The organism is Streptomyces clavifer (assembly GCF_036345975.1).
Classification (GTDB): Bacteria; Actinomycetota; Actinomycetes; order Streptomycetales; family Streptomycetaceae; genus Streptomyces; species Streptomyces clavifer.
On sequence record NZ_CP107793.1, the window covers coordinates 2,696,431 to 2,722,830 of the forward strand.

22 protein-coding genes and 2 pseudogenes are annotated in these 26,400 nt (G+C 69.7%); 19 read left to right on the forward strand and 5 right to left on the reverse strand.

What is annotated here, in order from left to right:
• The first annotated feature begins 33 nt into the window (after positions 1-33).
• From eccCa to OG927_RS11625, 14 genes and pseudogenes are all read left to right on the forward strand, one after another.
• Positions 34-4,008 carry a type VII secretion protein EccCa gene (gene eccCa, locus OG927_RS11560; protein WP_330320112.1) on the forward strand — a complete coding sequence of 1,325 codons (3,975 nt, stop codon included), beginning with the start codon at positions 34-36 and terminating at the stop codon, positions 4,006-4,008.
• Positions 4,009-4,047: 39 nt separating this feature from the next.
• A complete protein-coding gene (locus tag OG927_RS11565) occupies positions 4,048-5,466 on the forward strand; it encodes a DUF6177 family protein (protein WP_330320113.1) in 1,419 nt (472 codons plus the stop codon).
• Positions 5,467-5,586: 120 nt separating this feature from the next.
• Positions 5,587-5,922 carry a hypothetical protein gene (locus OG927_RS11570; RefSeq protein ID WP_056798011.1) on the forward strand — a complete coding sequence of 112 codons (336 nt, stop codon included), beginning with the start codon at positions 5,587-5,589 and terminating at the stop codon, positions 5,920-5,922.
• 75 nt (positions 5,923-5,997) lie between these two features.
• The gene (locus OG927_RS11575) at positions 5,998-6,309 is read left to right on the forward strand and encodes a pore-forming ESAT-6 family protein (RefSeq protein ID WP_330320114.1); all 312 of its coding nucleotides are present in this window, start codon (positions 5,998-6,000) and stop codon (positions 6,307-6,309) included.
• Between the two features lie 106 nt (positions 6,310-6,415).
• Positions 6,416-6,847, forward strand: coding sequence for a DUF6507 family protein (locus tag OG927_RS11580; protein ID WP_124282256.1), 432 nt, complete (start codon positions 6,416-6,418; stop codon positions 6,845-6,847).
• The gene (locus tag OG927_RS11585) at positions 6,844-9,066 is read left to right on the forward strand and encodes a hypothetical protein (RefSeq protein WP_274922854.1); all 2,223 of its coding nucleotides are present in this window, start codon (positions 6,844-6,846) and stop codon (positions 9,064-9,066) included. The genes OG927_RS11580 and OG927_RS11585 overlap by 4 nt, the downstream gene beginning before the upstream one ends.
• 15 nt (positions 9,067-9,081) lie before the next feature.
• Positions 9,082-9,465 carry a hypothetical protein gene (locus OG927_RS11590; RefSeq protein ID WP_330320115.1) on the forward strand — a complete coding sequence of 128 codons (384 nt, stop codon included), beginning with the start codon at positions 9,082-9,084 and terminating at the stop codon, positions 9,463-9,465.
• A 424-nt stretch (positions 9,466-9,889) separates the two neighbouring features.
• Positions 9,890-10,510 (forward strand): pentapeptide repeat-containing protein, encoded by a 621-nt coding sequence (locus tag OG927_RS11595; protein WP_330320116.1) that lies wholly within the window; start codon positions 9,890-9,892, stop codon positions 10,508-10,510.
• Positions 10,511-10,580: 70 nt separating this feature from the next.
• A complete protein-coding gene (locus OG927_RS11600; protein WP_330321314.1) occupies positions 10,581-10,919 on the forward strand; it encodes an Imm49 family immunity protein in 339 nt (112 codons plus the stop codon).
• A gap of 313 nt (positions 10,920-11,232) precedes the next feature.
• Positions 11,233-11,412, forward strand: coding sequence for a hypothetical protein (locus OG927_RS11605; protein ID WP_330321377.1), 180 nt, complete (start codon positions 11,233-11,235; stop codon positions 11,410-11,412).
• Between the two features lie 480 nt (positions 11,413-11,892).
• A pseudogene (locus OG927_RS35990) lies at positions 11,893-12,300 on the forward strand (type VII secretion integral membrane protein EccD); the annotation flags it as partial.
• 350 nt (positions 12,301-12,650) lie between these two features.
• Positions 12,651-12,788, forward strand: coding sequence for a hypothetical protein (locus OG927_RS11615; protein ID WP_330320117.1), 138 nt, complete (start codon positions 12,651-12,653; stop codon positions 12,786-12,788).
• Between the two features lie 36 nt (positions 12,789-12,824).
• Entirely contained in the window at positions 12,825-16,802 is a 3,978-nt protein-coding gene (gene eccCb, locus OG927_RS11620) for a type VII secretion protein EccCb (RefSeq protein ID WP_330320118.1), read from the forward strand.
• A gap of 347 nt (positions 16,803-17,149) precedes the next feature.
• A pseudogene (locus tag OG927_RS11625) lies at positions 17,150-17,299 on the forward strand (RidA family protein); the annotation flags it as partial.
• A 49-nt stretch (positions 17,300-17,348) separates the two neighbouring features.
• On the opposite strand, the gene OG927_RS11630 reads toward OG927_RS11625, so the two are convergent.
• On the reverse strand, positions 17,349-17,690 hold the full coding sequence (locus OG927_RS11630) for a DUF5713 family protein (RefSeq protein WP_056798029.1): 342 nt from the start codon (positions 17,688-17,690) through the stop codon (positions 17,349-17,351).
• A gap of 286 nt (positions 17,691-17,976) precedes the next feature.
• Between OG927_RS11630 and OG927_RS11635 the strand changes: the two genes are divergently transcribed.
• Entirely contained in the window at positions 17,977-18,342 is a 366-nt protein-coding gene (locus OG927_RS11635) for a peptidase inhibitor family I36 protein (RefSeq protein ID WP_056798766.1), read from the forward strand.
• Positions 18,343-18,503: 161 nt separating this feature from the next.
• Here OG927_RS11635 and OG927_RS11640 read toward each other — a convergent pair whose 3' ends face one another.
• A complete protein-coding gene (locus OG927_RS11640) occupies positions 18,504-18,968 on the reverse strand; it encodes an Asp23/Gls24 family envelope stress response protein (protein WP_056798032.1) in 465 nt (154 codons plus the stop codon).
• A gap of 470 nt (positions 18,969-19,438) precedes the next feature.
• Between OG927_RS11640 and OG927_RS11645 the strand changes: the two genes are divergently transcribed.
• The 3 genes from OG927_RS11645 to OG927_RS11655 are packed head-to-tail and all read left to right on the forward strand — an operon-like array spanning position 19,439 to position 22,507.
• Positions 19,439-20,596, forward strand: a complete 1,158-nt coding sequence (locus OG927_RS11645) for an acyl-CoA dehydrogenase family protein (protein WP_056798035.1) — start codon at positions 19,439-19,441, stop codon at positions 20,594-20,596.
• A gap of 20 nt (positions 20,597-20,616) precedes the next feature.
• Entirely contained in the window at positions 20,617-21,522 is a 906-nt protein-coding gene (locus OG927_RS11650; RefSeq protein WP_124282252.1) for an acyl-CoA thioesterase, read from the forward strand.
• Between the two features lie 28 nt (positions 21,523-21,550).
• Positions 21,551-22,507 (forward strand): cation diffusion facilitator family transporter, encoded by a 957-nt coding sequence (locus OG927_RS11655; RefSeq protein WP_330320119.1) that lies wholly within the window; start codon positions 21,551-21,553, stop codon positions 22,505-22,507.
• On the opposite strand, the gene OG927_RS11660 is transcribed toward OG927_RS11655, so the two are convergent.
• Positions 22,504-23,652 carry an epoxide hydrolase family protein gene (locus tag OG927_RS11660; protein WP_330320120.1) on the reverse strand — a complete coding sequence of 383 codons (1,149 nt, stop codon included), beginning with the start codon at positions 23,650-23,652 and terminating at the stop codon, positions 22,504-22,506. The two genes, OG927_RS11655 and OG927_RS11660, sit on opposite strands and share 4 nt — an antisense overlap.
• Positions 23,653-23,715: 63 nt before the next feature.
• Between OG927_RS11660 and OG927_RS11665 the strand changes: the two genes are divergently transcribed.
• Positions 23,716-24,702: a helix-turn-helix transcriptional regulator gene (locus OG927_RS11665; RefSeq protein ID WP_056798051.1), complete on the forward strand. Its 987-nt coding sequence runs from the start codon at positions 23,716-23,718 to the stop codon at positions 24,700-24,702.
• On the opposite strand, the gene OG927_RS11670 is transcribed toward OG927_RS11665, so the two are convergent.
• Positions 24,672-25,451, reverse strand: coding sequence for a phosphatase (locus tag OG927_RS11670; RefSeq protein ID WP_056798054.1), 780 nt, complete (start codon positions 25,449-25,451; stop codon positions 24,672-24,674). The two genes, OG927_RS11665 and OG927_RS11670, sit on opposite strands and share 31 nt — an antisense overlap.
• A 184-nt stretch (positions 25,452-25,635) precedes the next feature.
• Complete coding sequence (locus tag OG927_RS11675) at positions 25,636-26,274, reverse strand: SACE_7040 family transcriptional regulator (RefSeq protein WP_056798057.1); 639 nt, start codon at positions 26,272-26,274, stop codon at positions 25,636-25,638.
• Positions 26,275-26,400: the final 126 nt, after the last annotated feature.

Consider the following 26,400-nt stretch of genomic DNA (forward strand, 5'->3'; position numbering starts at 1 on the left):
CCTGCCGAGCCCGACCGTGAGTGACGGACGCCCATGAGCACCCGACTGATCCACCGCCCGGCCAGGACCGTCCGGCCCCCGGCCGCCACCCCGGCGCGCACCATCGAGGCCCCGCCCAACCTGCCGGAAGGGAAGGCGGGCAACATCGCGATGTCGCTGCTTCCCGTCGCCGGCGTGATGTCGTCGGTCGTCATGATGACCGTCGTGCGCAACAGTCAGTTCGCCGCACTGGGCGCGCTCATCCTGGTGGTGACCGTCATCGGCTCCGTCGCGCTCCTCTTCTCCCAGCGCGGCAAGGCCCAGCGCACCCGACGCACCCAGCGGGAGGCCTACCTCGCCTACGTCGAGGACCTGCGTGAGGAGCTCGCGTCGGAGGAACGCGCGCGTCGGGAGCGCGCCGACGTGCTCGATCCACCGCCGCACGCCCTGTACGACATCGTGCAGAATCCCGCCCGCCTGTGGGAACGCCGACGGGGCGACGCGGACTTCCTGCGCGTGCGGGTGGGTACCGGTGAAATGCCCGTACGTGACCTGAACATCGCCGATCAGGGCACCTCCGTCCTCACTCCGCCGGACCTCTTCATGCTCAACGAGGCGTCGGCGCTGATGAACCGCTTCCGCACCGGGACCGAACTGCCCCTCACCGTGCCGCTGGACCGGGTCGGCAACATCAGCGTCATCGGCCCCCGCGAGGACTGCCTGCGGGTGGCACGCGCCCTGCTCGTCCAGACCGCCGCGACACACGCCCCCGACGACGTGGCCCTGGCACTCGCCGTACCCGGCCACCGGATCACCGACTGGGAATGGGCGAAATGGCTGCCCCACCTCCTGGACGCCGAACAACTCGACGGCCCCGTCGCCGCCCGGCGCATCGCCCCCTCGGCCCCCCAGCTCGCCCAGCAGCTCGGCCCCGACCTGCGCCGCCGCGCCTCCTACGCGACCGAGCTGCGCCGGGGCCTGGCCGGCCGCGATGCCCTGGCCATGACCTCCCGACTGCTCGTCGTCACCGACGGGCACGGCGAGGATGCCGTCGACCTGCCGCGCCCCGACGACGCGGTGGGCCTGTCCGACATGGGCGTCACCGTCCTCCACCTGCTCGAACAGCGCGTTCAGGAACCGGGACACGTCGGCGTCCGGATCACCGTCGAGGATGCCCGGGTGATCATCGAGGATCTGCGCGAGCCCGAACCCGTCAGTGCCCACGGCACCGTCGACGAGGTCGGCAGCCCCTACGCCGAGGGCCTGGCCCGGATGCTGGCGCCCCTGCGACTGTCCGCCGAGTCGCTGGTGGACACCCCGCTGTCGGGCCCCGTCGACTTCGCGGGCCTGCTGGGGATCGACGACGTGGCACGCCTCGACCTCTCACGGCTGTGGGCATCGCGCGGCGAACGCGCCTTCCTGCGCGTGCCCATCGGCATCAGCGACACGCACGAACCGGTGCTGCTCGACCTGAAGGAGTCCTCGGAACTGGGCATGGGCCCCCACGGCCTGTGCGTCGGCGCCACCGGTTCGGGGAAGTCCGAGCTGCTGCGCTCCCTCGTCCTCGCCCTGGTGGCCACGCACCCGCCCGAGGACCTCGCGCTGGTACTCGTCGACTACAAGGGCGGTGCGACCTTCGCCCCGTTCGCGAAGCTGCCCCATGTCGCCGGGGTCATCACCAACCTGGAGAACCAGGCGGGCCTCGTCGAGCGCGTCCACGCCTCCCTCGCCGGTGAGGTGAAGCGCCGCCAACAGGCCCTCAAGGACGCGGGCGACGTCGCGGACATCGGTGACTACGCCGCGTTGCGCGCCGAGAGGCGGCCCGATCTCGACCCGCTTCCGCACCTGTTCGTCGTCATCGACGAGTTCGGCGAACTCCTCACCGCCAAGCCCGACTTCATCGACCTCTTCCTGTCCATCGGCCGCATCGGCCGCTCCATCGGAGTGCATCTGCTGCTGTCCAGCCAACGCATCGAGGGCGGCAGGCTCAAGGGCCTGGACACCTATCTGTCGTACCGGCTCGGTCTGCGTACCTTCTCCGCGGACGAGTCGCGCACGGTCCTCGACACCACGGACGCGTTCCACCTGCCGCCGCTGCCCGGCTTCGGCTACCTCAAGGTCGACACCAGTCATTACGAGCGCTTCAAGGCCGGCTACGTCTCCGGCGGCTACCGGGGCCCCGTACAGCGCGCGGACGAGGCGGAGACCGGTCCCCTCGCCCTGGAGTACGAGGCCTTCAACTCCCTCACCGGACCGGACGAGTCGGGCCCGAAGGAACCGGCGTCCCGGCGCCGCGAGACCGGGCCGACCGAGCTGGGTGTCCTGGTCGCACAGCTGGAGGGCGCTGCCGAGCCCGTACGCAGCATCTGGCTGCCGCCGCTGCCCACCGCCCTCACCCTGGACGGCGCCGCCGGGCAGCTGGAAGCCGGCCCGCGCGGGATGCAGCTCGCGAAGCGACGGGGGCCGCTCCAGGTGCCGCTCGGTCTGCTCGACGACCCGACGAAGCAGTGGCAGGGCCAGTGGTTCCTGGACCTCACCGTGGCGGGCGGCCACGCCGCCTTCATCGGCGGCCCGCAGTCCGGCAAGACGACCCTCCTGCGCACGCTGGTCCTGGCCCTCGCGCTCACCCACACCCCGCAGGAGGTCGGCGTCTACGGCCTCGACCTGGTCGGCGGCGGGCTCCAGGCACTGTCCGGCCTGCCCCACGTCGGCGGCATCGCCGGCCGTGCGGACCGCGAGCGCGCGGGCCGCACGGTCGAGGAGGTGCGGAACATGCTCGTCACCCGCGAGGACCTCTTCCGCGAGTACGGCATCGACTCCGTCGAGCAGCTGCGCACCCTGCACGCGTCAGGCAGGCTGCCCCGGCTCGCATCGGCCGAGATCGTGCTCGTCATCGACGGGTTCGGAGCGCTGCGCGACGACTTCGACGACCTGGACGACGCGGTCACCGACATCCTCAAGCGCGGTGGCGGCTACGGAATCCATGTCGTCGCGGGCATGCTCCGCTGGAACGACGTACGCATCGCCACCCAGTCGACCTTCGGCACCCGCCTCGAACTGCGGCTGAACGACGCCGGCGATTCCAGCATCGACCGCAAGCTCTCCGAGACCCTGTCCCCCGACGAGCCCGGCCGGGTCCTCACCGACGGCAAGCTCTTCGCCCAGGCGGCCCTGCCCCGTACGGACGGGTTCGCCGACACCACCGACCTGGGAGCGGTCCTCGAGCGCACGGCCCGCACGGTCCGCGCCACGTGGAGCGGAGAGGTCGCCCAGCCGGTACGGGTCCTGCCGCACGTCCTGGAACCACACCTGCTGCCGGGGCCGGCCGCCGAACCCCGGCGGGTGCCGATCGGCGTCGACCAGACGGCGCTGGAGCCCGTTCTCCTGGACCTGTTCGAGCACGATCAGCACCTGCTGGTCATGGGTGACAGCGAGTGCGGGAAGACGAATCTGCTCAGGACCGTCGCCGCCGGCCTCATCGACCGTTACGGCGAGGACGAGTTGGTCTTCGCGGTCATGGACCCGCGACGCAGTCTGCGCGGCGCGATCCCCGAGGAGTTCAGGGGCGGCTACGCGTACAACGCCAAGCTCTGCTCCGGCCTCTCCGCGGGAATCGCCACCGAGCTGGAGAAGCGGCTCCCCGACGACAGCGCCGGCGTCGAGGACCTGGAGCCCGGCAACTGGGGCGGCGGCCCCCGGATCGTGGTCCTCGTCGACGACTACGACGTGCTGACGACGGCCGGCCAGTCGCCGCTCGCGCCGTTCCTTCCGTACATCCCGTCCGCGGTGGACATCGGCCTCCACTTCGTCCTGACGCGCCGGGTCGCGGGCGCGTCGCGCGGGATGTACGAGCCGCTGGTGCAGGGTCTGCGCGAGTCGGGGGCCTCGGCCGTCCTCATGGCGGGCGACCGCAGCGAGGGCCAGCTGTTCCCGGGCGTGTACGCCACCCAGCAGCCCGCGGGACGCGGTGTGCTGATCCGCAGGGGCTACGCGAACCGCCTGATACAGACCGTGTACACGCCGGGATAGCACTCCGGCACCCACGCAACGAAGGACCGGACGCACCACATGACCAAGGACGTCATCGCCCTCACGACCCGCATGCCCGACCCGTGGACCGTACTCGTCGGACTGCTCTCCGGAGGTCCCGACAAACTGGTGGGCACCCACGGCGAAGGCGCCGTCGTGCAGCTCTGCGACCCGGAGGGCCGTCCCCTGGTCTCCGTCGAGGCACCGCTGCTCGTCCAGGTGACCGGCGAGGCGGAACGACTGCTCGGAGCCACTGCGCCGCCGGTCCCCTTCTGGTGGACGGAGGCCCGTGCCACCACCGGTGTCGCGGAGGCCGAGCGGCTCGCGGGCACGTTCGCCGCCCGGCTCGCCCACCTGGCCGGTGGCTCCGCCTGGCCACCGGAGGCCGCCCGGTCGCTGGCCGTGGTGCCCTCCGACGGTGTGAGCGTCGCCCCCACCCCGGCCGCCGCGGTCCCCGCCGTCGACGTACTCACCGAGAAGGTCGCCGTCGTCATCCAGGACCGTCCGGTCGTCGCCCTGACGGCCTGGCTCGCGGATGCCTACCGGGCCGCCACGGAGGCCGGGCTCGGACTCCAGGTCGTCGCACCGCCCGGGACGACGCTCTCCCCCGCCGTACGCCACCTCCTGGGGACGTGGCCGTCCCGCTGGATCGTCCAGGACGAACGGGACGGCTACTACGACGGGCTGTCCGGAGCCGTGCTGCGCTGGCAGGACGGCATCTTCGCTCCGGTCGCGGGACCCGGAGCGACCGCCGCCGAGCCACACAACCTGGTCGCCGCCTCGTACGGGGAGGTGTCGGACACCGGCGAGCGGCAGTTGGCGCTGACGTTCCGCTCGGTCCACCCCGCCGACGACCGCCTGGTACTCGGCGGCGGCCTGGAGTCGGTGTGGCGCGAGCTCACCGGTACGCCCCCGGCGGGCTGGGGGACGGCGGAACCCGCCAACCTCCCCTGGTCACCACAGCGCCTGACGGACCTCGCCCACGAGCGGGCCCCCCGCCCCACCTGGGCCGTGGTCGTCGGCAGTCCGGAACGGCCCGGGCTCGCCACCGTGCGTGTCACCCGCACGACGGCAGGGGTGGAGGAGGAGGTGACGCTGGCGTTCGGCTACGGAGCCGGCGAGGAGTTGCCGCTGGACGCCCTGCCCCGGGCCGCCGAGGCGCTCGCCACCCGCCACCGGCTCCAGTCGATGCTCGTACAACTCCGCAAAGCCCGGCGCGATCTCGCGGTGCCGCCCCGCTTCGAAGGGCCGGGCGTCCCGCTGGCCTTCGTGCTGGGCGCGGACGAGGTCCGGGCGCTGCCCGGTGACCGCGCCAGGCGTACTCCCCTGTCCGAAGCTCCTGTTCAGCTCGGTGCCAAGACCCGTCCCGCGCTGTACTACCCCCTTCCTGGGGATCCGTCGAACCTCTCGGGCTGGCAGGACTTCGAGCGGCTGATGCGGCATCTGAAAGGCGCGTGACGGCGTCTTCCGGAGTGTCCTGGGATGGTCACAGTGACCTGATTGCTGATTGCACCAGCGATGTCCGGGTTGATAGACATGGCCATTCGTACGGTTGTTCAGTCTGGTGGGGGGAACCTGATGAAGTTCGACATGGGGGCATCGGTTCTGTCGAACCTGATGTCGCGTTCCACGGAGTCGAGCACGGACCTGGGCACGCTGATCAATCAGCTGATCCAGGCGGCGCAGCCGCTGGAGGGCAAGTTCAACGGTGCCGGCAAGGTGGCCTTCGACTCGTTCAAGTCGCGTTCGGACGAGATCACCGCGGCCCTGAACGGATCGCTGTCCGCACTGCTCGGTGGCCAGTCGGGGATGGACGCGGCGTTCGGCGAGGGCGACCAGGAGCAGGGCGAGAACGCGAAGTCGCAGATGGCGTCGGCGAACTTCGACGCGGCCCGCTTCTCCGGGCGCGGCTGAGCGTCCGGCTGTCCCTCTTCAGACCACGGGCCTCCCACGAAGGGCCTGATCTCATTCCACGGGGAGTAATCGACTATGGCCACGGACAGTGACCGGCGTTCGTACGACACGGGCGCTTCCACGGAGGCGCAGGGCAACATCCAGGCGGTCATCGCCCGCCTGGAGCAGGTGATCCAGGCGCGGGACGCCCAGGTGAAGGCGGCGATGGCCGACTTCGCCGCCGATGGTGTGGCGGACGAGTACCACGGCAAGGAACTGCGCTGGAACAGCACCTCGAACGAGGTCAGGAACATCATCCAGCTGCTGCGGACGACGCTGGAGAAGAACGACGGCACGGCGCAGCAGACCTTCGCGCGCGCGAAGGCAGCAGTCGACAACATCGGCTGATCCACTGCGCGTTCGGGCCGGAGGAACGGGAGGAACGTTCTTCCTGGGGGTCGGGGCGATGACGCAGATGCAAGCAGTACATCGGTACGCGGGGTGGGGGGCGTTCATGACGGCGTGGGACATCAAGCCGCAGGGGGTGCAGGGCCAGTTGAAGGTCACCGGCACGCATGCGGGTGACCTGGAGAAGGCTCTGACGGCTCTGGTCACGACGATGTCGGAGGCGGCGACGGCTGCGGGGACGGCCGTACCGGGCACGGACGCCTCGACGCCGGTGCAGGGCCCGGTGCCGGTGGGGGCGGCCCCGTTGGCTCAGAAGGCCACGCTCGGTCCGGTGGCTTCGGCGCTGAGCCAGTACCTGGAGCAGCGCGAGAGCTTCCTGAAGTCGACGGCGGAGCGCATCCAGGCCGCGGTGCTGGGGGCGGCGAAGGCCACCAACGAGTACGTGGTGGGCGACCTGGACGCCGCCAAGCACGCGCAGGACGCGGCCAGGGCCGTACGGCTGGACCTGCTGCAGGACGCTCCCGGGGGGCGCGGGTGAGCGACGACCAGCCGATCCGCCTGGAAGGCATCCCGGTCTTCACCGGCAACCTGGCGACTCTGGACGTGAAGGTCACCGAGCTGACCTCGGCCGCGGAGACCGTCGCGACGACCACCGGTGACATCCACAGCAGCTTCGGCGGCCTCCAGGCCTTCTACCAGGCCCCCGAGGCGGATCAGCTGTTCGCGACGACGAAGCCGGTCGCGGACAACGGGCAGACGCTGAAGTCCGACCTCACGGCCATCGCCGGTGCGCTGAGCACGTACTCGGACGAGGTCCACCCGCTGGTCGAGAAGCTCAGGCAGATCAAGCGGGACGCCGGCGCGTTCCTCGTGAAGGTCAACGCCGACGACAAGTGGCGCGAGGACGGCGACCTCGTCGAGGAGAACAACCACCGCCGCGACGAGATCGCCGAAACCCTTTCCGCGTTCCAGGACGCGGAGATCACCTGCTACAACAAGATCACCGCGCTGGTCTGTCTCCTGCCCCTGAAGAAGAGCGACGGCTCCGACAGCTCGCACCAGTACGGCTACGACGCCGAATCCCTGAAACAGGCCGAAGGTCTCCCCTGGGGCGACCCGCTCGTCGAGTCCACCCCGGGCTGGCAGGTGTGGGAGCACGCGTGGGACTTCACCAAGGGCTTCTTCGTGGACGGGGTCCTGGGCACGATCAAGGGCCTGGGCACCCTGGTGGGCTACGACGGCTTCGAGGCGGCCGGCCAGGCCTGGAAGGGCCTGGCCCAGCTCAGTACCGGCCTGCTGGTCACCGTGGTGGCAGGACCGGCCTACTGGACGGCGAAGGACGACGAACTCCCCTCCTGGCTGCGTGACTCCCGCACGGCGATGAAGGAGACCGGCAAGGCGCTGGTGGCCTGGGACCAGTGGGGGGAGAACCCCTCCCGGGCAGCGGGCGCGGTCACCTTCAACGTCGTCACCACCGTCTTCACCGGCGGCACCGGCGGCGTGGTCGCCGGCGGCGGCAAGGCGGCCCTCGCCGCCAAGGCCCTGTCCACGGCGGGCAAGGTCGGCCGGCTCGTCGACCCGATGACGTACATCTTCAAGGGCGCGGGCTTCGGCATGACGAAGATCGGCGACGCCATGACCGGCCTCAAGGGCCTGGGCACCGTCGAGATACCACCCCTGCCCGACAACGTCTTCACCCTCCCCGAAGGCGCCGTACGCCTGACCGACGGCACCATCGACCTCCCCGCGGGCGCAGCCCTCCCGGAGGGAGCGGTCCGGCTCGCCGACGGCACGGTCAGACTCCCGGAGGGAGTGATCGCCCTCCCGGAGGGCACGGTCAAGAACCCCTTCGACGAGGGCGCCGCCTACGCCGACCACAAGGGCAACCTCTACGACGAGAGCGGCAACCTCGTCCAGCGGGGTTCGGACGCCCACAAGGAAACCGGCAAGACCGCCGACGGCGCGGAGAATCCCCGCGTGGATAACCCGGCCAGGGTCCCGGAGATGGCCGGAGTGGGAGCCCGAGCGGGCGACGATGCGGGACCGACGTCCACCACGGGTCATGCCTCTGACAGCTCACAGTCACTTGGCTCGAGCGGTCACGGCCCCGGCTCCGATGGAGGGCCTGGAGGTGGTGACCGCACCGAGACGCCGGATGGCCAAGTTGGATCGTCCGCCCCAGATCCTGATGGCGTTTCCATTCAAGAGGCCGCCGACATGGCGACCCGTCGCGACTTCGAGGCACGCGTCTCACCTGAGTCCACGATTCCGGCACCGCCCAAGGAGCCTGGCGATTTCGTGCTGGAAACTGGCGACCCCGTCTACTTCAGCGAGGGCAGAACCGCCATTGGCTATGACAGAAGCACCAGAGTCAACTTTGACAACGTACGGCCACTCAACGGATACCACGACGTGGTAGTTCACGGAAACAATCAAGGCTTCTTCGAGCCTGGCCGTATCAATGAAGCTGGCTCAGGATTCTCGGCGGGGGACACCCATCCTACGCACATCGCTAACGCGATCCGAGCTAACCCTGGCTACGGCGGAGGCCCCGTACGGCTGGTTTCGTGCCACACAGGCACAGTCGCAGAGGGCGCCTTGGATGTTCCCGCAGCCCAGTCCATCGCCAATGAACTGGGGGTGCCCGTGATGGCTCCCACAAACAAGGTCGGCGTGAGTATAAGGCTTGGCCCTGGTCAGACCCCGACCATCTTCGATGGGGGATACTGGCGAACGTTCCTGCCCCTGGCACGCTAGTAGAGGATGATACGCATGCAAATCGCTGGTTTCTTTCAGGAACTATGGGCGCCGTCATTCGGAAAGGCCACAGGAAGCCTGCGGGACTTCATTATGCCGACCTCCTACGAGGACGCTAAGCAGATCACGGAATACCTACTGGCTGGACACGACATCTTTAGCGTGATGGGTTCGTCCGAGGACGTACTGGGCTCCGGGAAGACTGTACTTGGCGGTGACTCGATCCTCAGCGACGGTGAGTGGATCTGGCGGGGCGACCTCTGGTTTTACGTCTGGAACCATCGCGTGCAACTTCCGGAAGAATTCCTTACACGCTTGCGGGGCAACAACTACTTGATGCCCGCTGAGAACGAACCTCAGCTTGTGGAAATCGCTAAGTACGTTCAGGTGAGACTGTGAGAGTTGTTATAGGGGCTGGATGAAGTGGAGGCCGCGAACCTCATCGCGAGAACGGTGGTCACAAGCGGCTCGTGAGCGAGTCACTCGCTGCGGAGTACGCCCAACCACATCGACGGCCCCTGACATGTCTACGGTTCGACGAGTACCAACACGCCTGAATGTCGGATATGAGTGTCCACGGTCAGGGAGTGATCGCCCATGCGGAAGGCACGGTCAAGCTCCCCGAGAAACTGACATCCCTGCCCGACGGCCGGTCGACCTCCCCGCGGGCGCAGTCCTGAGGATCAAATCGTAGTCAAGGGCCGCATCGTCATCCTCGACACATGCAATGCCAATCAGGCTGCGATCAACGACCTTGAGGCAATAGTGACGCAGAACGGCTGGAGTGATCGTGTTGTCTGGTATCCGTGACGGTAGACGCAGCGTGAAGACGCCTCCAGCCGACGCGCAAGCCAGTGCTGCACTGAATGAGTGGGCTGTCGAAAGCGATTCCCTGCTGGACGTGGCTGGGCTCGATCTGAGCGGAGCCGACATCTCGGATGCCGATCTCGCTAACGGACTGTTCACGGAGTCCGTCCTTCGCGACGTCAACTTGGCCGGTGCTGATCTGTACAGATCTCACCTGGAGGGGGCCGATCTCAATGGGGCAAACCTTTCTGGAGCCATCCTCGTGAAGGCAGTACTGGATAAATCTTCGCTGGGCTGCTCGAAATTGGACCGAGCCGACCTCGGAAGCGCGGAAATGTGGGCAGTTGATGCTCGAGGAGCATCTTTCAGGGACGCGAAACTCGATGGGGCCGGATTACTCGACGTCAAACTTCAAGGCGCCGACCTATCGAACGCAAGCGTGCAACAAACTTCATTCCAAGTCGTCATGGATGAGCAGACAGTAGCACTAGGACTCATGGGGACAGTGTTCGGTCCGGCCTCGGTCGCCGAAGGAAATGAATTGCGGGAGATCACCGGAGTCGATCTCGAAGTCTGGCTGAACAGCCGAGGCGCATGCGTTCAGGTCCTGCCTCCTCGACGGCCGCAGGGGCGGTGACTTCCGCCCTGCGCACGTGCCAGAGATGTGCGCCAGGGGCGAACTTCCCAGGGTGTTGGACATCGACATGATGGGCGCGCTGCACCCCGGCACCGGTGGACAAGCTGCAGCATTCGGTGACACAACGCCCACTAACCTTGCACTTGGTGCACCAGTTCGACGAAGAAGACCAAGGGCAGACAGATCACTAACGCGTCTTCTCGACCCCGAGAAGGGCTTCAGCCCTGCCTTGGCCGACGTGCTGAGGCTACACAAGGCGTACCGGGCAATGGATGAGGAACGAGCGGCGGACATCGACGGAAGTCTCGCCCTGAGGCCACTCGTGGTCGCCTATCTCGCCTATGACGGCGGGTTCGCGATCGACGTCGAGTCCGAGTACCTGACCAAGCAACTCCTCCAGCTCGGATGACTGGGCAAGTTCCCCACCTGAGACACAAGGCTCATGATGAGGACGGTCGGCAGCGCGCAGACTTTCTTGACCCTGCGAACCTGAAAGAATTCAAGCGGGCGAATTCTGCAGGCGGAACCAATCACCAGCCACCAACGGGCAATACCGCCTGCATGCCGCGTTCACCAAACCGACTCCCGGCCGACACCAGGAAGAAAGGGTTGCAATGGAAGCGCGTTTTGCAAATTTCTTCAAAATATACCTGGATCTTGAGCGGGGATATGAGACTAGTGGTGACCTTAGGTCAACTTTGCTGAGCTTCAACGATTCTTACGTGGAAATGATTCGCACGGGATTCGAGCAGCTCATTTCAGACGAATCATTCGGGCCGTCCGAATATGAAAGGCTGACCGATATTGAATTCCCTGACCGGAAATCCTTGCGCATCTATCTTCAAGCCATGCATGACCACCTTTTCAATCACGCGCCGGAGCAGCCGATTCCGCCGAGCTGACCGGGGCGTTCTTCGATGTCGCCGAGCACATCGACGCCGAGGTCACGACCCCACCCGGCATCGCCGATGAAGTGGTGGAACTGACTTCCTCCCAGTCCGGGTCACCGAGGCCAGCGTCTCCTGCAACACCGAAAGCATCCACCTGCTCTCGGGCATTTCACATCGTGACCTCCTGGATCACTCTGCGCCGGCCCGCAGCGCACCGGGAAATGGACCGGAGCGTGATCCAGGCCCGTCGGCGACCCCTTGCGCATCGCCGTCCTGCAACCAGGCAACCGCAGTTGCCACGGCTGCCTCACCCCCTGCACGCCGTCGTCGGTCCTCGTCCAGCTCGGTCGCGTCCGGGTATACGGCGTACGCAGGGCGCCGACGGCCGGGGGCGCCGGGCGAGAACCCCGAGAGTTTCCGAGCAATATGCGCAGTTGGCCCGAAATCTGCCCGCATCGCGATGATAGGTTTCCGTAAGTGGCGAGTACAGCGATGGCATCCCGGACGGAACTGAACCGGGTGACCCTGGCCGACAAACACCATCGGGCCGACATCGTCCTGCCCTCCCATACACCGATCGGGCATTTACTGCCGGATTCGCGCCAGTTGCTCGACGATCGAGTCGCCTCGCGCACGTCGGCCCGGCAGTTGCTGGCGTCCGACGGTGCCGTACTCCTCCGGCTCGTCAGGCCCCGTTCCACGCCTCTCGCCCCCGTCGTGCACGACGTCGCGAACCAGGTGGCCGACGACCGCGACCTGCGGACCTCGCGCCGGTGCCCCGTCGCGCGCCGGGCCACTGCGGGCGTGGCGACCACCGTTGTCACGTTGATCACCGCGCTGCTCGCCCGCCGGGAACGATGGCGGGGCGGGCCCTTCGCGTCGCGGACCGTGCGCGGACTGCGCCGGATCGTTTCCTCGTCAGCGGCGTGGGAGGTCGCCGAGGTCGTCCGCGCCGCCGAGCGCCTCCAGCAGACCGTGACGACCGGCCGGCAGGCCGCCACCACCTCGATCAGAGGTGCCGCAGGCAAGGCGACCGGCCACGCGCCTCTCGGCACCGCGTGCGCCCACTACCGGCAGGACCCGGTCCTGTTCGTTGAGTCGGACCCGGCACTCGGCTCACTGCCTCTGCGACTCGGCACCCAGCCCCTGCGTCCGTCGGCTCCCCACGATGTTCTCGGGAGGGCCCAGTCGCTGCAGCGCCACGTGACCGAGGGCAGGATCGTCGCACGCACCGAACGAGCGTCCCGTGCGTGATCGACCTCGGCAGGGCCACGTGGAAGCACGCGTCAGCCGGAGCGATCCGCACGGAACTGCTCGCTCACGCGACGCGGCAGGCCGTCACCCGACTCGCCGCGGACGTCTTCCAACTGTCGCAGAAGCGTCGCTGACCCCCTGCCGAGCCCGACCGTGAGTGACGGACGCCCATGAGCACCCGACTGATCCACCGCCCGGCCAGGACGATCCGGCCCCCGGCCGCCACCCCGATGCGCACCATCGAGGCCCCGCCCAACCTGCCCGAGGGGGTGATGGGCACCCTCGCGATGTCGCTGCTTCCCGTCGCCGGGGTCCTGTCGTCCGTCGTGCTGATGACCGTCGCACGAGGCAGCCAGTTCGCCGCACTGGGCGCGCTCATCCTCGCCGTCACTGCCATCGGCACCGTCGGGCTCCTCCTCTCCCCGTACGGCAGGGCCCATCGCACCCGAAGCACCCGGCGGAAGGCCTACCTCGCCTACGTCGATGACCTGCGTGAGGAGCTCGCATCGGAGGAGCGCGCGCGTCGGGAGCTCGCGGACGTGCTCGATCCGCCGCCGTACGCCCTGTACGACATCGTGCAGAACCCCGCCCGCCTGTGGGAACGCCGCCGGGGCGACGCGGACTTCCTGCGCGTGCGGGTGGGTATCGGGGAGGTGGCCGTGTGCGACCTGCAGATCGCCCGCAGGAGGCCCTCCGCCCTCACGCCGCAGGATCCCTTCATGCTCAACGAGGCGTCGGCGCTGATGAACCGCTTCCGCACCGGGACCGAACTGCCCCTCACCGTGCCACTGGACCGGGTCGGCAACATCAGCGTCATCGGCCCCCGCGAGGACTGCCTGCGCGTGGCCCGCGCCCTGCTCGTCCAGACCGCCGCGACCCACGCCCCCGACGACGTCGCCCTGGCACTCGCCGTACCCGGCCACCGGATCACCGACTGGGAATGGGCGAAATGGCTGCCCCACCTCCTGGACGCCGAACAACTCGACGGCCCCGTCGCCGCCCGGCGCATCGCCCCCTCGGCCCCCCACCTCGCCCGGCAGCTCGGCCCCGACCTGCGCCGCCGCGCCTCCTACGCGACCGAGCTGCGCCGGGACCCGGCCGGGCAGGACATCCCGGCCACGGCTCCCCCGCTCCTCGTCGTCATCGACGGACACGGCGAGGATGCCGTCGATCTGCCCCGCCCCGACAACGCTGTCGGCCTGTCGGACATGGGCGTCACCGTCCTGCACCTGCTCGAACAGCGCGTTCAGGAACCGGGACACGTCGGCGTCCGGATCACTGTCGAAGGCTCCATGCTGCTCGTCGAGGACCTGCGCGAAGCCGAACCCATCAGCGCCCAGGGCACCGTCGACGAGGCCAGCTACCTCTTCGCCGGAGGCCTGGCCCGGATGCTGGCGCCCCTGCGACTGTCCACCGAAGCACTGATGGACACCCCTCCGTCGGACACCGTCGGCCTGGCCGGACTGCTCGGGATCGACGACGTGGCGCGCCTCGACCTGCCACGGCTGTGGGCCCCACGCGACGAACACGCGTTCCTGCGGGTGCCCATCGGCATCAGCGACACGTACGAACCAGTGCTGCTCGACCTCAAGGACTCCTCGGAGCTCGGCATGGGCCCGCACGGCCTGTGTGTCGGCGCCGCCGGTTCGGGAAGGTCCGAGCTGCTGCGCTCCCTGATCCTCGCCCTGGTGGCCACCCACCCGCCCGAGGACCTCGCCCTGCTCCTCATCGACCACGAGGACGGTGAGACCTTCGCCCCGTTCTCGATGCTTCCCCATGTCGCCGGAGTCATCACCGACCTGGAGAACGAGACAGGCCTCATCGAGCGCGTCGATGCCGCCCTCGTCGGTGAGGTGAACCGCCGCCGGCAGGCCCTCGAGGACGCGGGTGACATCACCGACATCGCGGAGTACGCCGCACTGCGCGCAGGTGCACGGCCCGAACTGGAGCCGCTGCCGCACCTGTTCGTCGTCATCGACGCGTTCGACGAGGTGCTTGCCGCCAGGCCCGACTTCATCGACCTGCTCCTGTCCATCGGTCGCACCGGCGGCTCCCTGGGTGTGCATCTGCTCCTGTCCGGCCAACGGGTCGACGGCGTCGGCCTCAAGGGCCTGGACGCCTTCCTCTCGTACCGGATCGGTATGCGTACCCTCTCCGCCGACGAGTCGCGGACGGTCCTGGACACCACGGACGCGTTCCACCTTCCGGCGGTGCCGGGCCACGGCTACCTCAAGGTGGTCGACACCGGTCAATACGAGCGCTTCAATGCCTGCCGCGTCTCCGGCGACCACCAGGTGCCCACGCAGCGGGCGGTCGAGCCGAGGAGCGGGCCTCTCGCGCTGGAATACGCGGCCTTCAACACCTCCGCACCCGACGCCTCGGCCCCGGGAGATCGGGCGTCCAGGCGCCACGAGACCGGGCCGACCGAGCTGGAAGTCGTGGTCGAACAGCTGGAGGACGCCGCCGCCACGGCTGTACCCGGTATCTGGCTTCCTCCGCTGCCCGCAGCGCTCGCCCTCGACAAGGCCGCCGGTCCGCTGACGACCGGCCCGCGCGGACTGCAGCTGGCCGGGCGGCGGAGCCCGCTCCGGGTTCCGCTCGGCCTGCTCGACGATCCGACCGCACAGTGGCAGGGACACTGGTACCTGGACCTCACGGTGGCCGGTGGCCACGCCGCCGTCATCGGTGGTCCGGAGTCCGGGAAGACGACCCTCCTGCGCACGCTGGTCCTGTCCCTCGCGCTCACCCACACCCCGCGGGAGGTCGGTGTCTACGGCCTCGACCTGGTCGGCGACGAGCTCCAGGCCCTCGCGGGACTGCCGCACGTCGGCGGCATCGCGGGCCGCGCCGAACCCGAACGCGCGGTGCGGACGGTCGAGATGGTGCGGAGCATGCTCGAAGCGCGCGAGGACCTCTTCCGCGAGCACGCCGTCGACTCCGTCGAGCACCTGCGCACCCTGCACCGGGCGGGCCGACTGCCCCAGCTGGCGTCTGCCGAGATCGTGCTGGTCGTCGACGGTTTCGACGCACTGCGCGAGGACTTCGACGAGCTGTACGACACGGTCGCCGACCTGCTGGAGCGGGGCGGTGACTACGGCATCCACGTCGTCGCCGGAATGCTCCACTGGAACGACGTGGGCATGGCCACCCAGGATTCGTTCGGCACCCGGGTCGAGCTGTGCCTGGGCGACCCCGGCGAATCGAGCATCGATCGCAGGCTCGCCGAGACGCTGTCACCCGACGAACCCGGCCGCGTCCTGACCGACGGCGGGCTGTTCGCCCACACCGCGCTCCCCCGAACGGACGGGATCGCGGACGACACCGACCTGGACGCGGCCCTCCACCGCACGGCTCGTACGGTCCGCGCCGCCTGGAGCGGTGCGGTCGCCGCGCCCGTCCTGGTGCTGCCCGACGTCCTGGCACGGGACCTGCTCCCCGGCCCGGACGCCGAGCCCGGGCGGGTGCCGATCGGTGTGGACCAGAACGCGCTCGCTCCCGTTCTGCTCGATCTCTTCGACGAGGACCAGCACCTTCTGATCCTCGGTGACGGCGGATGCGGCAAGACGAATCTCCTCAGGACCGTCGCCCAGGGCCTCATCGAGCGCTACGGCGAGGGCGAACTGATCTTCGCGGTCGTCGACCCGCGACAGGGTCTGCGCGGCGTGATCCCGGAGGAGTACGACGGCGGCCACGCCCACACCGCCAAGCTGTGCGAGCGGCTCGCCGCCGGACTCGCCACCGAGCTGGAGAAGCGGCTGCCCGACGACGACACGGACACCGAGGACCCGGAGTCCGGCGGCTGGGGTACCGGCCCACGGATCGTGGTGCTCGTCGACGACTACGACGTGCTGATGGCGGACGGCCATTCACCGCTCGCCCCGTTCCTGCCGTACATCCAGTCGGCGGTGGACATCGGCCTCCACTTCGTCCTGACGCGCCAGGTGGCGGGCGCCTCGTGGGGCATGTACGAGCCGCTGGTCCACGGTCTGCGCGAGTCGGGGGCGACCGCCGTCCTCATGGCCGGGGACCGCGGCGAAGGCCAGCTGTTCCCCGGGGTGTACGCGAGCCGGCAACCGGCGGGCCGGGGACTGCTCATCCGCGAGGGCCGGCCGCACGGCCTGATCCAGACGGTGCACACGCCCGGCTGACACTCCGTACGCGGCCGGGAACAACCGGGAACGAGGAAGGGCCGGACGGCCTCGCGCACGGAGGACGTCATCTCCTGCCTGTGAGCGGTCCCGTCACCGATGGCGCCGCCCGCGCACGAGGGGTCCGTCCGGGAGTGGGCAAGGGTGCGGCACGGCCACGGGGGAAGTCCGAGGGCCGGTGCCCTTCCGCTCCCATCGACCTGCCGTGAGCCTAACGCTCACCGGCCGGAACATGTCAGGAAAACTCGTTTCCGCAGCTCAGGGGCGCGCGGTGCGGGGCCGACCGCAATGATGAGGCGGCAGCGGTGAACTGTTGTGAGGGTACGGACACTTACCCCCGACAGGGCCTGAACACCAAGCCGCGTACGGTCGCCCTGATCCGCTCCGCCCACCTGTCCGACGTCGCCGAGTACGCCTCCGCGGCCACAGCACCCGCCGGGGCACGGCTGGTCCTCCTCGCCGGGGCGCGCCCGCTGGACGACGACGGCTCGACGGCGACGGCGACGGCGACGGCGACGGTCGGAACTACGCGGGCCGGGCGGGCCGTCACCAGTCCCGGGTGGCGATCAGCTCCTCCACATCGGCTTCCTCGAATCCGTACGCCGTCGCGATGAACCAGAAGTCCTCGGCTATCTCCTCGCGTGCGACGGTCTCGATCTCGCTTCCCGCCGCCTCGAACTCGGCTTCCAGCGCGTTGAACTCCTCCGTCGCCGCTTGCGTGAGCACGTACAGCGCAGCCAGGTCCGCGGGGCGTTGGGCCTCTATCCGTTCGCTCAGCCGCACCAGGACCGCCCTGCCCTTGTCCACGACGTGGTCGGGGAAGTAGCCGTCCGCGTACAGCCCTCGCAGGAACGCGTACTCCGCGATGCGCTGGTTCGTGATCGCCACGGCGATCCCCCTCCACTCGGTGATCCGTCAGCCCGATGCTGCACCACGCCACTGACAACCACGTGGGAACGCACCGCCGAAGACTCGGTGCCCGCCACCTTCACGCCGGGGCACACAGGCGCGCCCGGACCTGTCCCGCAGGCCTCGGGCGCCCCCCTTCCGGTCCTGCCTGCACAGGTCACAGCAGTGCCACGCTGCTGTCGACCAGGGGAAACACCCGGTCACCGCACAGCGAAAGGGCTCCACCGTGAACCGCTTCACCGCACTCGCCGCCGCCACACTTCTCCTGGCCTTCGGACTGGGCACCGGGCCCGTGTCGGCCACCGACGCGAACAGGCCCACGGTCACGGCAGCGGCCACCGCGCCGAGTGCCGCGTTCACCCGGTGCACGCACGGGTACTTCTGCGCGTTCGACGGGTGGAACGGCGAGGGAACCCGTTGTCAGTGGACGGCCGCCGAGATGCGGAACACCGCCGACAACTGCTCGTTCATCCGGGAGGGGAGGAACGTCCTCTCCGTGTGGAACAAGACCGAGCACCGCGTGCAGTACTACACGCAGACCAACTTCAACTCACGGGTCGGCTCCACGCGGGCCGGCCAAGGGGGCAACCTCCAGGGGAACTACCAGATCCGCTCGTTCAAGCCCCAGTAGGACCGGCGCGGGGCAGGACACCACGGGTCACGGGTCCGGCACCACCTCCTGGTCGGATACGCCCACGCCCCCGGTCAGGCACGGACCGCGGTCACGCACCGGGAGGGGCCACGGCTACGCGCCCTTCCCGGTGCACGCCCGTGCGGGCGGCCGGCGCCGGTTCACTGCACGCGCGCGGGCGGGCGGCCACGGTCGTCGTCGCTCTCGTCCTCGTCGTCGTCCTCCCCGGGCACGTGGACGTCGAAGACGTTGATGTTGATCTCGACGACCTCCAGACCGGTCATCGTCTCGACCGCGTCCGTCACATGGGTCCTGATCCGGTCGGCGAGCTCGTGGATCGGGATGCCGTAGTCCACCTTGATGTCGACGTCGATCGCCGTCTGCTTGGAACCCACTTCCACCTTGATGGCGTGCCCCGCTCCGGAGGACCCGGACATCCGCCCCTTGACGGCGCCGAGGGCCTTGGACGCCCCTCGGCCTATCGCGTGCACGCCGTCCGTCTCGCGGATGGCGATTCCGGCGATGGCGGACACCACGTTGTCGGCGATCGTGGTCGTGCCCCGCCCGCCTCCTCCCCGGCTCCTGCCTGTCGTTGCGCTGCCGTCCAGCGACTCGTCATCAGCCATGGCTGCCTCACAGAGAGTTGTTGCGGCGAGGCGGCTCTCCTCCTCGCCGGCTCCTCATTTCACTGTGCGCCTGCCCTCGGCCGACCGCCATCGGGGTATACGCAGCGCTCGGCACCGCCACTCTCCGCCACGAAGCCGGCTGATCGACCCCGGGCCGAACCCGTCGCAACCCGTCGCCTTCTTCGGCAATCCGGAGCCGGATCGGCTCCGAATAGGAGGTGAGGGCCCTGAACCAGCCCTCACCTCCACTGCCCGGGGGCCGCGGCCTGCGCACCGCGCCCCCGGGCAGCACCGTCTGCCCCCCTGCCCCCGCGCCGTCGGCGCCGGAGAGCGCTTCGCGGGCATGAAGGGCGGGCGTGCTCAGCATCACCCTGGACAGCCACCGTGACCCCCGGGTAACTTTTGACCAGGACTGAGCAAGCGCTTAGCCAGAGCCCGCCCGATGCTGAAGCCCACTGAGGAGGCACCCCGTGCGCCGTACGGTTTACAACGAGGACCACGAGGCGTTCCGGGAGACCATCCGCGCCTTCATCGAGGCCGAGGTCGTCCCCGTCTACGACGAGTGGTTCGCGGCGGGCCAGGCACCCCGTGACTTCTACTACAAGCTCGCCGAGCTGGGCATCTTCGGCATCGAGGTGCCGGAGGAGTACGGCGGCGCGGGCGAGGAGTCCTTCAAGTTCGAGGCCGTCCTCTACGAGGAGACCGCGCGCGCGGGCATCTCCTTCGGCGGCTCCGGGGTCCACGTCCTGCTCTGCCTTCCCTACCTCAAGGCGTACGCCACCGAGGAGCAGAAGAAGCGCTGGCTGCCGGACTTCGTCTCCGGCAAGTCCATGTACGCGATAGCCATGACCGAGCCGGGCACCGGTTCGGACCTGGCCGGCATGAAGACGACCGCCAAGCTCTCCGAGGACGGCACGCACTACGTCCTCAACGGCGCCAAGACCTTCATCACCGGTGGCGTCCACGCCGACAAGGTCATCGTCTGTGCCCGCACGGACGCCCCCAAGGCCGACGACCGCCGCCACGGCATCTCGCTCCTGGTGGTCGACACCAAGTCCGAGGGCTACTCGGTCGGCCGCAAGCTCGACAAGCTGGGACTGAAGGTCTCCGACACCGCCGAGCTGGCCTTCGTGGACGTCAAGGTGCCCGTCGACGACCTGCTGGGCGAGGAGAACAAGGGCTTCTCCTACCTCGGCCAGAACCTCCCGCAGGAACGCCTGGGCATCGCCGTCGGCGCGTACGCGCAGGCCGCCGCGGCCGTGCGGTTCGCCCAGCAGTACACGCAGGACCGCACCGTCTTCGGCAAGACCGTCGCGTCCTTCCAGAACACCAAGTTCGAGCTGGCCGCCTGCAAGGCCGAGGTCGACGCGGCCGAGGCCGTCTGCGACCGCGCGATCGAGGCCCTGGACGCAGGTGAGCTCACCGCCGCCGAGGCAGCGTCCGCGAAGCTGTTCTGCACCGAGGTCGCGCACCGCGTGATCGACCGCTGCCTCCAGCTGCACGGCGGCTACGGCTTCATGAACGAGTACCCGATCGCCCGTCTCTACACGGACAACCGGGTCAACCGCATCTACGGCGGCACCAGCGAGGTCATGAAGTCGATCATCGCCAAGTCCATGGGCCTGTAGAAGCGGCTACGTTCTCCTCCATGAGCGCAGCACTTGAATCCCTGCTCGATCTGCTCGACCTGGAGCAGATCGAGCAGGACATCTTCCGGGGCACGAGCCGCAGCGCGGTCGTGCCCCGGGTCTTCGGCGGCCAGGTCGCGGCACAGGCCCTGGTCGCCGCCGGGCGCACGGTCCCCTCCGGGCCCCCCGTCCCGGCCGGGACGGGGCAGACGCCGTCGGCCCACTCCCTGCACGCGTACTTCCTGCGCCCCGGCGACCCGGGCGCGCCGATCGTCTACACCGTGGACCGCATCCGCGACGGGCGGTCCTTCACCACCCGCCGCGTGGTCGCGGTCCAGCACGGCAAGCCGATCTTCCACCTCTCGGCGTCTTTCCAGGTGCACGAGGAGGGCATGGACCACCAGGCGCCCATGCCCTACGCCCCGGACCCCGAGACGCTGCCCACGGCCGCGGAGATGCTGCCCCGGTACGCGGACCGCTTCACCGATCCGCTCATGGTGGACCGGCTGCTCGAAGCGCGGGCGGCGGTCGACCTGCGGTACGTGGACGCACCGCCGTTCGCCACCGCCGGCGAGCCGAGGGAGCCGCGTTCCCAGGTCTGGTTCCGCACCCGCGGCAAGCTGGCGGACGATCCGCTGCTGCACGTGTGCATGGCGACGTACGTCTCCGACATGACCCTGCTCGACTCGGTGCTGCTCGCCCACGGACGCGGCGGATGGGCCGTCGGGGACGTGGTGGGGGCCAGCCTGGACCACGCGATGTGGTTCCACCGCCCCTTCCGGGCCGACGAATGGCTCCTGTACGACCAGGAGTCGCCCTCGGCCTCCGGCGGGCGCGGTCTCGGCCAGGCCCGGATCTACACGGCGGACGGGCAGCTGGCCATCACGGTCATCCAGGAGGGCGTGGTCCGCGTCCCACGGGGCTGAAGCCGCACATTCGGACATACTGCCCCTCATGGGTGACGAGCAGACCGAGGGCGGCGAGTCCACCTTCACCGTCGTCGTGGCGGCGGCCGCCAATCTCGGTATCGCGGTGGCGAAGCTGGTGGCAGGGCTGATCAGCGGTTCGAGCGCGATGCTGTCGGAGGCCGCGCACTCGGTCGCCGACACCGTCACCGAGCTCATGCTGCTCACGGCGCTCAAGCGCAGCGAGAAGCCGCCCGACGAGGACCACCCGCTGGGTTACGGCCCCGAGCGGTACATCTGGGCGATGCTCGCGGCCGTCGCGACGTTCGTCGGGGGCGCGGTGTTCTCGCTGTACGACGGCATCCACACCCTGCTGCGGGGCGAGGAGCTGGGTGACCCGCTCGTCTCGTACATCGTGCTCGCGGTCGCCTTCCTGCTGGAGGGCTTCTCGCTGCGCACCGGTGTCCGGCAGGTGCGCTGGGAGGCCGCCCGGCTGCGGGTACCCGCACCGCGCTATCTGCGCCGGACCCCCGACACGGCGGTCAAGGCCGTGGTGATGGAGGACTCGGCGGCCCTGGTGGGGCTGCTGCTGGCGGCCGGCGGTCTGCTCGGCGGGCAGCTGTCGGGCTCCGGGGTCTGGGACGGCGTCGCGTCGATCCTCATCGGCGTACTGCTGGTGTACGTGGCGTGGGTGCTCTGCCGCTCCAACGCGCAGCTGCTGATCGGCCGGCCGCTCCCGGCGGAGATGCGGGCCGGGGTGCGCGAGGAGCTGCTGTCCGTACCGCACGTCGTCGAGGTGCTGGAACTGACGACGCTGATCCAGGGCCCCTCGGAGCTGCTGGTCGCCGCGAAGGTCGACTTCCGGGACGCGTCGACGGCGGCGCAGATCGAGTGGGCGTGCGAGGAGGCCGAACAGCAGCTGCGGGAGCGGTACCCGTCGATCCAGCGGGTCTACCTGGACCCGACGCCGGGCCTCGGCCAACGGCGCCGGGCCGCGGCGGGCTAGCGCAGGCCCGCGAAGAACTCCCGTACGTCACCGATCAGGAGCTCCGGCTGTTCCAGGGAGAGGAAGTTGCCGCCGCGCTCGAACTCCGTCCAGCGCACGACGTGGTGGTCGCGTTCGGCGAAGCGGCGGATCGCGACGTCGGACGGCAGGGCGACGGCCACCGCGGTGGGGACGGTACCGCGCTCCTTGGGCGCCCAGGCGCCCGGGTCGTGCGCCATCTCGTAGTACAGGTGGGCCGAGGATCCCGCCGTGCCGGTGAACCAGTACACGCTGACGTTGGTCAGCAGGGTGTCGCGGTCCACCGCGTCCTCGGGGAGTTCGCTGGCGGTGTCGGTCCACTCCTTGAACTTCTCCACGATCCAGGCGAGCTGCCCGGCCGGGGAGTCGTTCAGCCCGTACGCCACCGTGTCGGGCCGGGTGGACTGGATGGCGTTGAAGCCCATCCTGTCGTCGCGGAACCGCTGCAGCCGCTCCAGACGGGTCTGCTCGCCCTCGGTGAGCCCGGCGAAGTCCGCGGGGTCCTCGGAAGGGAAGGTGACCAGGCCGTTGACATGGATGCCCACGACGCTCCCGGGCGCGGTCCGGCCCATCTCGGCGGCGATCCAGGCTCCGCCGCCGTTGCCCTGGACGCCGTAGCGGTCGTAGCCCAGGCGGTCCATGAGGGTGGTGAACGCCCCGGCGATACGGCCGGTGTTCCAGCCGGCCGAGGAGAGCGGACCGGAGAAGGCGACCCCGGGCGTGGAGGTGACCACGACGTGGAAGTCGCGCGACAGCGGCTCGATGACATCGATGAACTGGACGAACGACCCCGGCCAGTCGTGGATCAGCAGCAGCGGGGTCGCCTCGGCCCTGTCCGACCGGACGTGCACGAAGTGGATGTCCTGGCCGTCGATCTCGGTGACGTACTGCGGGAACCCGTTCAGCCGCGCCTCGGCGCCACGCCAGTCGAAGCCCTCGGCCCAGTACGCGGCGAGCTCCTTCAGATAGTCGGCGGGCACACCGCGCGACCAGCCGTCCAGACCCCGCACACCGGTGTTCCAGCGGGTGCGGTCGAGGCGGTGGCGGAGGTCGTCGACGTCGGCCTGCGGGATCTCGACCCGGAAGGGGCGGACGGACGTGTCTGCGGTGTTGCTGCTGTTCTCCATGAATGGAATCCTAGGATCGATATAGGCACGGTTCATTCCTAAAATGACGGCAGGCTGCGGACCATGCTGGAAACCTCCGCACGGCTGCTGCGACTGCTGTCCCTGCTCCAGTCCCCCCGCGCATGGCCCGGATCGGAACTGGCCGAGCGACTCGGCGTCAGCGGCCGGACCGTGCGCAACGACATCGAGCGGCTGCGTACGCTCGGCTATCCGGTGGACGCCACACGCGGATCGGACGGCGGCTACCGGCTGGCGGCCGGAAGCGCCATGCCGCCGCTGCTCCTGGAGGACGACGAGGCGGTCGCGGTCACGATCGCCGTGCGCAATGTGGCACGGAGCTCCATGGCCGGCATGGAGGAGACCTCGCTCCAGGCTCTCGCCAAGCTGGAGCAGGTGCTGCCGGCCCGGCTTCGCCGACGCGTGCGGACACTGCAGCAGTACGCCGTGCCGGTGCCCGCCGACCGGCCCGCCCCCGCCGTGGACACCGGGCTGCTGATGACCCTGACGGCGGCGTGCCGCGATCACGAGCGGCTGCGTCTCGACTACACCGACCACGCGGGGGCGGTCACGCGGCGGCTGGTGGAGCCCCAGCGCGTCGTCAACTGGGGGCGCCGCTGGTATCTGGTCGCCTGGGACGTCGACCGGGACGACTGGCGGACCTTCCGGACGGACCGGATCACCCCGCGCACCCCGGCGGGCCCACGCTTCGCCCCGCGCGAGGACCCGGAGGGCGACGCGGCGGCGTACGTCGCCGGCAAGGCGTCGGCCGCGGCCTGGCGGCACCGCGCCCGGGTGACGGTGCACGCCCCCGCGGACGCGGTGCTGGAGCGCGTCAATCCCGCGGTGGGCGCGGTGGAGGCCGTCGACGAGGGGACGTGCGTCCTGGTCACCGGGGCCGACTCACTGGACGGCCTCGCCGTGCATCTGGGCATGCTCGGCTTCGACTTCACCGTGACCGAGCCGCCCGAACTCGTCGCGCACCTGCGGGAGCTGGCGGCCCGGTACGCCCGCGCGACGGATCAGAGCAGTCCGGCCGCGTCCAGCAGGTAGTCCGTCATCGGGTCGTAGAAGCGCGGGTCGGTGACGTGGTCGTCCAGCGGCACGGTGACCTGGAGGGTGCCCTCCGCCTCGGCCAGGAACAGCGCCGGGTCGTTGCAGTCCGCGTAGCCGATGGAGTCGAGCCCGCGCTGCCCGGCGCACCCGGCCCACCCGTGGTCGGCCACGACGAGGTCGGGCTGCGGCCTGCCCTCGCGCTCCAGGCCGTCCAGGACGGCGGCCATCGGCACCGGGGAGTGCGTGTGCCACAGGGTGGCCCCCCGCTCCAGCACGGCCACGTCGGCGAACTGGAAGACCATGCCCTCGTCCGCCATGAGGCCCCCGGGGATCCGGACGATCTCGCATCCGGCCCTCCGCAGCGCGTCGGCCGTCTGCCGGTGCACGTCGAGCAGCCCGCCCGGGTGCCCGGTCGCGAACAGCACCCGTTCCCCGTCCGCCGCGGCCTTCCTGAGCCGGGCCGCCATCCGGTCCAGGGCGTCGACCGTCAGCTCCGGATCGATGGTGTCCTGCCCCTGCCGGTGCTCCGGGTCGTCGTTCACCCCGCACCTCTCGGCCATCACGGCGAGCACGTCCTGCTCGTCGCGCCACCGGTCGCCGAGCTCCAGCCCCAGCCAGTAGTGGCGGTCGCCGTTGGCGAGCTTGCGGTAGTGGGAGAGGTTGTTGTCGCGGGGAGTGGCGACGTCGCCCGCGATACGGGTGCGGACGAGGTGCTCGACGAGGGCGGCGCGGCTGGGTATCGGCATGCACCCATTGTGCCGTGAGGGACGCGCAGTGTGCCGGTGGTCCGCCCGCCGGACAGCGCCGGGCCGCACCGGATCCCGCGCACCCCCGGTCGGCTCGACGAGAGCGGGGGGCGACACGGCAGGGGGCGACACCCCCGACGGCGGCGCCGGACGACCGGCCTCCGCGCCCGGACCCGCTCCCCGGCTACGACACCGCAGCGTCGAACGCCCCTCGGGCGAGCCGGTGCAGCAGGGCCGCCGTGGCCTCGCGGCCCGGGAGCGCTTCGGGGCGGGCGAGGTGCGGGGTGGAGTTGAGCAGGCCGAACACGGCGTGGACGGTGACCCTGGCCTCGTCCTCCGCCAGGGCCGGGTAACGGGCGCGGACGACCTCGACCCAGACCTCGACGTACTGCCGCTGGAGCTGGCGGACCCGCTTGCGGTCGGTGTCGCGCAGACGGTCCAGCTCGCGGTCGTGGAGGGTGATCAGGGGGCGGTCGTCCAGCGCGAAGTCGATGTGCCCCTCGATGAGGGCGTCCAGCAGGGCCTGGGGGGAGCTGCTCGGGGAATCGGCGTCCTCGGTGACGCGGAGCCGGCCGCCCGCGAGGAGCCGCTCACTGATGCCGACGAGCAGCTCGGCGAGCATCGCGTCCTTGCCGGGGAAGTGGCGGTAGAGACCGGGGCCGCTGATGCCGACCGCCGCCCCTATCTCGTCGACGCCCACCCCGTGGAAGCCGCGCTCGGCGAAGAGGCGGGCGGCCTCCCGGAGGATCTGCTCGCGGCGGGTGGGAGCCGCGACACGGGAGACGGCACGGGCGGCGCTGCGGTCGGCGGCATGGGTGCTCATGAAGATTCATTCTAGACAGGCGCGTTAGCGCTCGTTAACCTGGACGCAATGTGTTAACGCTCATTAACGGCGTCTCCCGCGACGATGCCACAAGCGGAGCAGCGGGACGAAGCCCGCGCTCCGTCG